This window comes from Craterilacuibacter sp. (genome assembly GCF_051659485.1).
In the GTDB taxonomy this organism is placed as follows: Bacteria; Pseudomonadota; Gammaproteobacteria; order Burkholderiales; family Chromobacteriaceae; genus Craterilacuibacter.
In genome coordinates this window covers 1-8436 of sequence record NZ_JBOFOO010000311.1, presented here as the reverse complement: position 1 = coordinate 8436, position 8436 = coordinate 1, and the positions used below count along the sequence as shown (strand labels likewise).

Sequence of the window (8436 nt, the reverse complement as noted above, 5' to 3'; positions counted from 1 at the left end):
TCGGGAATATCGCTGCGGTAGCCGGTGGCCGTTTGCAGTACGGCGAGCAAAGCGGCCGGGGTGTTGCCGAAAGCAGGCAGATTGGGCGCCATAATCAGCTTGGCACCGGCTGCTTTGAGTGTGCCCAGTTGCGTTGCTAGCGATGCGGCCGAGTCGGCGATGCTGGCTTGTGCGGCAGTGCTGCCTTGCGCCGCACCGATGGCGGCGGCAACGGGCACATCATTACCGCCCGACCATACAAAGTAGAGCGCATTCGGGTTGGCTTTGCCGCCGCTGCGTGTCAGGTAATCGCTGGCCTGAGTGGGCAGGTCGCGAATTTCGACGCCCGGGCCGGTATTGTTGACTTCAAGCGATTGTGCCCCGCCTTGCGCATAGTTGTTGCCGCTAGGGTTGTAGCCGGTCAGGGCATTGGTCGCTGCGGATTTCAGACCCAGCGCAGCGGCCAGTACGTCGGCGTGGTTGGGGGCGTTGTCGCTCGTCCAGCGTGAACCGGCAGGCAAACCGCCGATGCCGCTATAGGCACCGCCGTCGGTCAGGCTGTCGCCGAAGAACCAGATACCGTTGATAGTGCCGGCCTGTACGACGCCGAAGCTGAGTGCCAGTGCCACGGCACAGGCTGTTTTCTGGAGTTGAATTTGCATGCTGCCTCTCGATTATTATTTGATGCAGATGAAATTGCCCGCATAAAGCAAATAGTCTAAATAACTAAGCCGCCAGTCAAACGATTGTTGGGTTCTGTCGTATTGCAGGTACAATGCCGCCATGTTTCGATGTATTTTTGCGACACTCGTCTGTGTAGGGCTGGCGCAGCCGCTGTGGGCGGCCGGTGGTCAGGATTTGGCGCGGCTGCAGCTTGAGGCGCAGCGTTTTGTCGACCAGCAAACGGCCGCGGGCCGGGGGGGCGCGCGTGAAGTCGGCGCGCCCGATGCGCGGCTGTTTTTGCCGGCCTGCCCCGATTTGCAGATTGGCTGGCCGGCTGGCGTGCCGGCAGACTCGGTGGCGCTGCGTTGTCCGGCGCTGGGCTGGACGGTGGCCTTGCCGCTCAAGCTCAAGGGCGTGGCCAGCGTCTATGTCGCCAGCAGCATGATTGCGGCCGGCCAGACGCTGGGTGCTGGCGATATTCGCCTCGCGCCGATTGCCAATCCGGCCTTGGCGCGCCAAGGCGTGAGCGATGCCGGCCAGATTGTCGGCCGTGCCGCCCGTACCCAGATTCCGCCGGGCTCGGTGATCCGGGTGACGGCACTACGTGCGCCGTATGTGGTCAGGATGCGCCAGCCGGTACGCGCCATCGTGACGCAGGGCGGCTTGCGGGTATCGGCCGAAGGCGTCGCCAACAATAATGCGGCGGCGGGTGAAGTGGTGACGGTGCGCATGCCAGGCAACCGCGTAATCAGCGGGGTGGCAGAGGCCGATGGCAGCGTGCGTGTAGATGTGCAATGAAATAAGACTCAAGAAATGCCGCAAGTTGACGATATTGAATCAATAGCCCGCAGTACGAAGGAAGCAGCATGAAAATCGACTCCTCCAGCAAAGCATTGGCCGCCTACTCGGCACAGCCGCGCCCGGCCAAGCCTGAAAACAGCGCCGCGGCAGGCAAGAGCCGCCCGGCAGGGGAGAGTGTTGCCATCAATCCGCTGGCCAGCCAATTGCAGGCGGCGGAAAAAGCGGCCAAGTCCGAGCCGGCTTTTGACGCGGCCAAGGTCGAATCCATCCGTAATGCCATCAGTTCCGGACAGTACCAGATCAAGCCTGAGGCGATTGCCGATAGCCTGATCAGTTCGGCGCAGGAACTCTTGGCGCGTGAATAAGTCTGCCTGTGAATGAATAGTCCCGAATTTGTTGCTTGTTGTCAGGCAGAGCTGACCTTGATGCGTCAGCTCTGTGCTTTTCTGGTCGAGGAGCAGCGTGCGCTGCTGGCACTGGATGCGACCGCCTTGCTGCGCCTGTCTACGCAAAAAGAAATGCTGCTGGCCGAGCTGGCCGCTTTGGCGGCTCCGCGTCTGGCGATGCAGGTGGCGGCAAGCCTCGATACCCCCGATGCCCTGAATCTCTGGCTGTCCGGCGACGAAGCCGCCCGCCGTGCCTGGCTGGCGCTGGAGTCCGAGTTGACGCGCGCCCGTGTTTACAATGACATGAATGCCACACTGGCCAGCGAGCGTGGCGTGATGGCCGAAGCCTTGCTGGAAACCCTGTCCAGTGCGGTGCGCCAGAATGAAGGCTATGGCCGTAGCGGGCGTGTACCGGACAAGCTTTCCGGTTCGCGCCGGCTGGGTTCGGCCTGAAACGCAGCGCGCCTGCCACGGGGCGGCGCTTTGTGGTATCTTCTGCAGGCATCAAAAACCCTCAATCACTCACCTTGAACTCATGATTCTGCTTTCCTTGATTGCGGCGCTGGCTCTGGAGCAGATCCGGCCCTTGGGTAACCGAAACAGGGTGTGGCTGCTGTTCGTCCGCTATGCCAACCACCTCGAACGCAACTTCAACGCCGGCTTTGAACGCCATGGCGTGGTGGCGTGGCTGGTAGCTATCCTGCCGCCGGTCCTGTTGTCGCTGGCTATCTACTATGGTCTTTATGCACTCAATCCGGCGCTGGCTTTGGCGTGGAACGTGCTGATGCTGTATCTGACCATGGGCTTCCGCCACTTTTCCAGTGCGTTTTCCGAGATTTCCCTGGCTTTGTCCGAGGGGCGTGATCACGATGCGCGCCTGTCATTGGCGGCCTGGACCGGGCAACCGACGTCGGATATGTCGGTGAATGAAGTCTCGCGTCTGGCTATCGAGCAGGGCGTGCTCGACAGCTATCGCCATGTGTTCGGCACCATGTTCTGGTTTGTCTTGCTGCCGGGGCCTAGCGGTGCCTTGCTATACCGGCTGGCGAGTATGCTGGCGCAGAAGTGGGGCGAGCGTAATTTCGACGAAGATCCTTTTGGTCGTTTTGCCGCGCGCTTTGGCCTGTGGCTGGACTGGCTGCCGGCCCGCCTGACTTCGGTCAGCTTTGCCGTGATGGGCAACTTCGAGGATGCGATCTACTGCTGGCGCTCGCAAGCGCGTACCTGGGGCAACTACACCTCGGGTATCTTGCTGGCGTCTGCGGCGGGCGCGATTGGTGTGCGTCTGGGCGATCCGCTCAGGCAGGACTACAGCTTGAAGATCCGCCCCGAGCTGGGCACCGGCGACGAAGCCGATCCGCAGTACCTGAAAAGTGCCGTAGGCCTGATCTGGCGCGCCGTGCTGCTGTGGCTGGCCTTGTTGCTGCTACTGACTATTACCGGGCTGTTTGCCTGAATCTGAAGCGGGGGTTGACCCTGCTAATTGACGCCGCCCCGCAGGGAGCGGCGTTGCTGTTTTCTGATCATTCATTGCGACCTTGCCTAGAGGGCGGGGTTGCCGGAGCTGAACATGACATTTGCCGAGCTTGGCCTCTCACCGGAAATTCAGAGGGCTATTGATGAGCTGGGCTATACCGAGCCCACACCGATTCAGGCCAAGGCCATTCCTTTGGTGATGAGCGGTTGTGACCTGATGGCGGCCGCGCAGACCGGTACCGGCAAGACGGCCGCGTTTGTACTGCCGATGCTGGAACGCCTGAAAAAATTTGCCAGTTCCAGTGCATCGCCTGCCATGCACCCGGTGCGTGCGCTGATCCTGACCCCGACGCGTGAACTGGCCGATCAGGTGGGCGAGAATGCCCGCCTGTATACCAAATACCTGCCGCTTAGAACCACCACCGTTTATGGCGGCATCAATATGGACCCGCAGGTGCAGGCGCTGCGTAGTGGCGTGGAAATCCTGATCGCCACCCCGGGCCGTCTGCTTGACCATGTCGGCCAGAAAACGGTGATGCTCAACCGCGTTGACGTTCTGGTACTGGACGAAGCCGACCGCATGCTGGATATGGGTTTTATTCAGGATATCCGCAAGATTCTGGCCTTGTTGCCCAAAGAGCGGCAGACCATGTTGTTCTCGGCCACGTTCTCGCCCGAGATCAAGCGTCTGGCGGCCGACTTTATGAAGAACCCGCAGACCATAGAAGTGGCGCGCCAGAACTCGACCAATGAAGATGTCGAACAGCTGGTGTATCAGGTCGATAGCTACCGCAAGCGCCACCTGCTGTCTTTCCTGATCCGCGAGCGGCAAATGGGGCAGGTGATCGTCTTTTGCAAAACCAAGATCTCCGCCGACCAACTGGCGCGTGACCTCAAGCGCGATGGCCATTCCGCCGAAGCGATTCATGGCGACAAGGCTCAGAGCGCCCGTCTGGAAACGCTGAACCAGTTCAAGGCTGGCGAGATCAAGGTGCTGGTGGCCACCGATGTGGCCGCGCGCGGCCTGGACATCAACGAGTTGCCGTATGTGGTCAACTACGAGATGCCCAATGCACCGGAAGACTATGTGCACCGTATCGGCCGTACCGGTCGTGCCGGTGCCAGCGGTGTGGCGATTACCTTTATGGCGCAAGGCGAAGAAAAGCAGCATGAAGGCATCGAAAAGCTGACACGCCAGAAGCTGGTTCCAAAATCGGTAGAAGGCTTCCAGCCTTCGTGGCTGCAGCCGCAAACCCAGGCCAAGCCGGCGGCACACCATACCGATGCGCCGCGTGTGCCCGAGCGCCGCCCGATAGAGCGCGCGATTGAACGCCGTCCGGCAGAAAAACGCGAGCTTGCCGCACGGCCGGAGCGCAAGGAGCCGCTACGCCGCACCGAGCGTTATGAGCGCACCGACCGTAGCTCGGATCGTACCGAGTTCACCGCACGCAAGCTGGTGCGTCTGGTGCATCCGCCGCGTGTCGAGGCTTTCGACGAGTCTGACCGTAGCGATCAGCCGGATTCGCCGCGCATCGCGGGGCGCAACGACCGCAAGCCGCACGCCAAGCGTGATGTGCCTGCGCTGCTGCTGCCGCCGCGTTACAAGTAATACCGCGTGATGCCGACGCCGCCTTAGGGCGGCGTTTTTCATTCGTCTTTTGTCTTGGAGAAATCATGTTCCAGCTGGAAACCCCCCGTCTGCGCCTGACCGAACTCTCCGCTGCCGATGCGGCGTTTTTGGTCGAGTTGCTGAACTGCCCGACTTTTCTAGCCAATATCGGCGACAAGAAGGTACGCAATAGCGAAGACGCACTGCGCTATCTGGCCGAAGGCCCGCAGGCCAGCTACGCTGAGCAGGGTTACGGGTTGTGGCGTGTGGCTTTGCGGGATGGCGATACGCCGATCGGCATTTGCGGCCTGATACGGCGCGCAGTCTTGCCGGCGACCGATATCGGTTTTGCGCTGCTGCCGGCCTATGCGGGTCAGGGCTATGGTTACGAGGCGGCCCGGGCTTGTTGCGATTACGGCCTGCAGGTACTGGCCTTGCCGCAACTGCTGGGTATTACCGATGATGGCAATATCGCCTCGCAGCGCCTGCTGGAAAAGCTGGGCCTGCGTTATGAAGGCAAGGTGGCGCTGTATGCGGATGAGCCTGAACTGCGGCTGTATACGCTTAATAGATAAAACAATCTATTTATTCAGGACAATGGAGAATTTGAGGGCGGAGGTGTCGCTAATAAGCGAGGCATCCGACTTTATTTGAGCCGTATCAAGCATCAAAAATCAGATTTTAATAAAATTCTGATTTTTACGATTTGGACTAGCCATGGAATTGCTCTTTGTAGTGGTGGTGCTGGGTCTGGTGATCTACGGCATCATCAAGGACTACAACCCGCAGGCGGTGCTGGCACTGGCTGGTATGTCCATCTTTGCCGTCGCTTACTGGATGGGGATACACCCTATTCTGGCGGCGGACAAAAGTACCGGTTTTGCGCTGTTCGACCTGTTTGAAGTCTTTAACGGCATCTTTTCCAATCGTGCCGCAGGCTTGGGGCTCACCATCATGGCGGTGGCCGGTTTTGCCACCTATATGTCGCATATCGGTGCGTCGCAGGCCTTGGTGCGGGTCGCGGTCAAGCCGGTCGCGGGCATTAAGTCCAGCTATGCGATGCTGGCGATCTGCTATCTGGTGGGCGTGTTCGTCTCCTTGTTCGTCAGCTCGGCGACCGGTCTGGGCTTGCTGCTGATGGTGACCATGTATCCCATCATGCGCAATCTGGGTATCAGCCCGGCTTCGGCTTGCGGCGTGATCGTGACCACGCAGGCCTTCGAGATCGGGCCGACCCAGGCCAATGCGATCTTTGCCGCCGGCCAGTCGCTGCTGGACCCGACCACCTATTTTGTCGATTATCAGGTGTGGCTGGTGGTGCCTATGCTGGCGGTCACCACCGTGCTGCACTATGTGTGGCAGCGCCATTGCGACCGCAAGGATGGCTATGATCCGCTGCAGCATCGCGGCGAACACACCGAGCTGGAAGAGCAGGGCAGCGAGACGCTACAGGCGCCAGCGTGGTACGGCCTGCTGCCGGTGATCCCGTTCGCGCTGATGATGATCTTCTCCAAGCTGGTGATCAGCGACATCAAGGTCAGCGTCGAAGTGAGTATGTTGCTGACGGTGTTTATCGGTATGGCGTGCGAACTGGTGCGTACCCGTTCGATCCGTACCTCGTTTGCCGGTTTGTCCAGCTTCCTCGATGGTATGGGTAAGGTATTTGGCCCGGTGGTGGCGCTGATTGTCTGTGCCGAACTGTTTGCCGAGTCGCTGAAGGCGGTCGGTGCGATCTCGGCACTGCTGCATTCGGCCGATGGTGCCGGTCTGGGGAGCGGCTTCATGACGCTGGTGCTGGTGGCGCTGATTATGGGCGCGGCGGTGGTAATGGGCTCGGGTAACGCGTCCTTCCTCAGTTTTGCCACGCTGGCGCCGGAAGTGGCCGCCAAATTTGGCGTGTCTGCGGTGACTATGCTGCTGCCTATGCAGCTGGCGTCCAGTATCGGCCGTTCGGTGTCGCCGATTGCGGCGGTGGTGATTGCCTGCGCCGGTATCGCCAAGATCTCGCCATTCGAGATTGTCAGGCGTACTAGCGTGCCGATGGGCGGTGCACTCTTGACCAGCCTGGCGTTGAATTACGTTTTCTTTATGTAAGTCTGGCCGGCGTCCTGTCGCTAAAAAAGCCGTTCGCCCTAATCAGGGGAACGGCTTTTTTTATTCGGATTCAACAGGCTTATTGCTGGGAGATGATGTGTAGCGTCCCCAGTTCACCGCTCGCGATGGCAAACAGGCGGTCGATATTCGGGTGCTTGCCCGGGTGCAGTTCGGCGTCGCGGCTGTGCTCGGCATAAAGCAGGATACCGGCCTGTGCCGCTTCCGGCGTCAGCATGCCAAAGCGTGCGCCAAGTGCGGCGTAGACCCGCACCGAGCCGGTGGTGCCCGGCTGATTAAGCAAGCTGGCGACACAATGGCCGTCCTCGTCTAGGAGTTCGAGGCCGGTCAGATGCTTGCATTCGGGCAGGCTGGCGAGATTGTCGGCAAACAGGGTGTGATTCATGGCTGTCCCGGTGCGTGTGCTGTGGTAAAAAGAAGCCATCATTCTAAGCGCATATGCCTCCCCATGACCGGACGCTCCCGTTTTATCCTGTTACTGATACTGATCATGCTGGGCGCTGCCGCCTGGTTTTTGCCACGCCTGCTATATGGCCCCGAAGTTGCCGTCATCCGCGTAGCGGCCCGGCCGCTGACCCAGACCATCGTCACCACCGGCCATGTCAGCAGCGCCGAAGAAAGCCGGCTGGGCGCAACCCTGACCGGGCGTGTGCTGGCGACACCGGTGGCCGAGGGCGCTGCCGTTGCCGGCGGGACGCTACTTCTGCTGCTGGAATCCGACGAAGCCGCCGCCACGCTGGCGCAGGCCGAGGGCAATGCACGCGAGGCCGGTGCCACGCTGGCCGAAGCCGTGCGCCAGTTTTCCCGCCAGCAAAGCCTGATGGCACAGGGCTTTATCAGCCGCGCCGCCCTCGACGCCGAAGACAAGAAGGTGCAGTTGGCGCGTGCGCGCGTGGCGGTGACGCAGGCGGCAGTGACGGCGGCGCGCGCGCGGCTGGAACAGACCCGCATTCTGGCGCCGGCCGCCGGGCGCCTGATTGCGCGCGAGGTGGAGGTGGGCGATCTCGTCAGTGCCGGCAAGCCGGTACTGACCTTTGCCGCCGATGGCAAGACCGAGATCCGTCTTGATGTGGACGAGCGTTATCTGGCGCAGCTTAAAGTCGGGCAGGCGGCCAAGGTGGCGGCCGATGCCTGGCCGGATGCGCCGTTTGCCGCCCGCCTAAGCCGTATTGCGCCGCAGGTGGATCTGGAGCGCGGCACGCTGGAAGCCATCCTGTTGCCGGACACGCTGCCCGATTTTCTGACCCACAATATGACCGTCTCGGCCGAGATCGTGGTCGCACGCAAAGCCGCCGCGCTGACGGTGCCGGCCGCGGCGCTGTTCGAGCGCGCCGGAAAATCGTGGTTGTGGCGGGTGCGGGACGGTAAGGTCGAGCAGATTGCAGTGGTCACCGGCATGGTGGCCGACGG

10 protein-coding genes are annotated in these 8436 nt (G+C 61.1%); 8 read left to right on the top strand and 2 right to left on the bottom strand.

Features of this window, described 5'->3' with window-relative positions:
- Window positions 1-641, bottom strand: a 641-nt coding sequence (locus ACRC1E_RS10880) for an SGNH/GDSL hydrolase family protein (protein ID WP_438515119.1), incomplete at its 3' end; no start/stop codon positions are given.
- A gap of 121 nt (window positions 642-762) precedes the next feature.
- Between ACRC1E_RS10880 and flgA the strand changes: the two genes are divergently transcribed.
- The 7 genes from flgA (at window position 763) to dcuC (ending at window position 7008) form a co-directional block, all read left to right on the top strand.
- On the top strand, window positions 763-1440 hold the full coding sequence (gene flgA / locus ACRC1E_RS10875) for a flagellar basal body P-ring formation chaperone FlgA (RefSeq protein ID WP_438515118.1): 678 nt from the start codon (window positions 763-765) through the stop codon (window positions 1438-1440).
- A gap of 68 nt (window positions 1441-1508) precedes the next feature.
- Window positions 1509-1808 (top strand): flagellar biosynthesis anti-sigma factor FlgM, encoded by a 300-nt coding sequence (flgM, locus tag ACRC1E_RS10870; RefSeq protein WP_438515117.1) that lies wholly within the window; start codon window positions 1509-1511, stop codon window positions 1806-1808.
- Between the two features lie 12 nt (window positions 1809-1820).
- Window positions 1821-2282 (top strand): flagellar export chaperone FlgN, encoded by a 462-nt coding sequence (gene flgN, locus ACRC1E_RS10865; protein ID WP_438515116.1) that lies wholly within the window; start codon window positions 1821-1823, stop codon window positions 2280-2282.
- A gap of 82 nt (window positions 2283-2364) precedes the next feature.
- Window positions 2365-3285, top strand: a complete 921-nt coding sequence (locus ACRC1E_RS10860; RefSeq protein ID WP_438515115.1) for a CobD/CbiB family protein — start codon at window positions 2365-2367, stop codon at window positions 3283-3285.
- Between the two features lie 114 nt (window positions 3286-3399).
- Complete coding sequence (locus ACRC1E_RS10855; RefSeq protein WP_438515114.1) at window positions 3400-4914, top strand: DEAD/DEAH box helicase; 1515 nt, start codon at window positions 3400-3402, stop codon at window positions 4912-4914.
- Window positions 4915-4979: 65 nt separating this feature from the next.
- Window positions 4980-5489 carry a GNAT family N-acetyltransferase gene (locus ACRC1E_RS10850; protein ID WP_438515113.1) on the top strand — a complete coding sequence of 170 codons (510 nt, stop codon included), beginning with the start codon at window positions 4980-4982 and terminating at the stop codon, window positions 5487-5489.
- Between the two features lie 142 nt (window positions 5490-5631).
- Window positions 5632-7008, top strand: a complete 1377-nt coding sequence (dcuC, locus tag ACRC1E_RS10845; protein ID WP_438515112.1) for a C4-dicarboxylate transporter DcuC — start codon at window positions 5632-5634, stop codon at window positions 7006-7008.
- A 79-nt stretch (window positions 7009-7087) separates the two neighbouring features.
- Here dcuC and ACRC1E_RS10840 read toward each other — a convergent pair whose 3' ends face one another.
- Entirely contained in the window at window positions 7088-7411 is a 324-nt protein-coding gene (locus ACRC1E_RS10840; RefSeq protein WP_438515111.1) for a DUF2322 family protein, read from the bottom strand.
- 63 nt (window positions 7412-7474) lie between these two features.
- Between ACRC1E_RS10840 and ACRC1E_RS10835 the strand changes: the two genes are divergently transcribed.
- Window positions 7475-8436: efflux RND transporter periplasmic adaptor subunit (locus ACRC1E_RS10835; RefSeq protein WP_438515110.1), on the top strand; the 962-nt coding region annotated here is incomplete at its 3' end.

What these genes read in the sequence shown, in the direction of transcription:
- dcuC (WP_438515112.1), top strand. Translation starts at nt 5,632, where the DNA reads ATGGAATTGCTCTTTGTAGTGGTGGTGCTGGGTCTGGTGATCTACGGC.
- flgM (WP_438515117.1), top strand. Translation starts at nt 1,509, where the DNA reads ATGAAAATCGACTCCTCCAGCAAAGCATTGGCCGCCTACTCGGCACAG.
- flgA (WP_438515118.1), top strand. Translation starts at nt 763, where the DNA reads ATGTTTCGATGTATTTTTGCGACACTCGTCTGTGTAGGGCTGGCGCAG.
- ACRC1E_RS10850 (WP_438515113.1), top strand. Translation starts at nt 4,980, where the DNA reads ATGTTCCAGCTGGAAACCCCCCGTCTGCGCCTGACCGAACTCTCCGCT.
- ACRC1E_RS10840 (WP_438515111.1), bottom strand. Translation starts at nt 7,411, where the DNA reads ATGAATCACACCCTGTTTGCCGACAATCTCGCCAGCCTGCCCGAATGC.
- ACRC1E_RS10855 (WP_438515114.1), top strand. Translation starts at nt 3,400, where the DNA reads ATGACATTTGCCGAGCTTGGCCTCTCACCGGAAATTCAGAGGGCTATT.
- flgN (WP_438515116.1), top strand. Translation starts at nt 1,821, where the DNA reads ATGAATAGTCCCGAATTTGTTGCTTGTTGTCAGGCAGAGCTGACCTTG.
- ACRC1E_RS10860 (WP_438515115.1), top strand. Translation starts at nt 2,365, where the DNA reads ATGATTCTGCTTTCCTTGATTGCGGCGCTGGCTCTGGAGCAGATCCGG.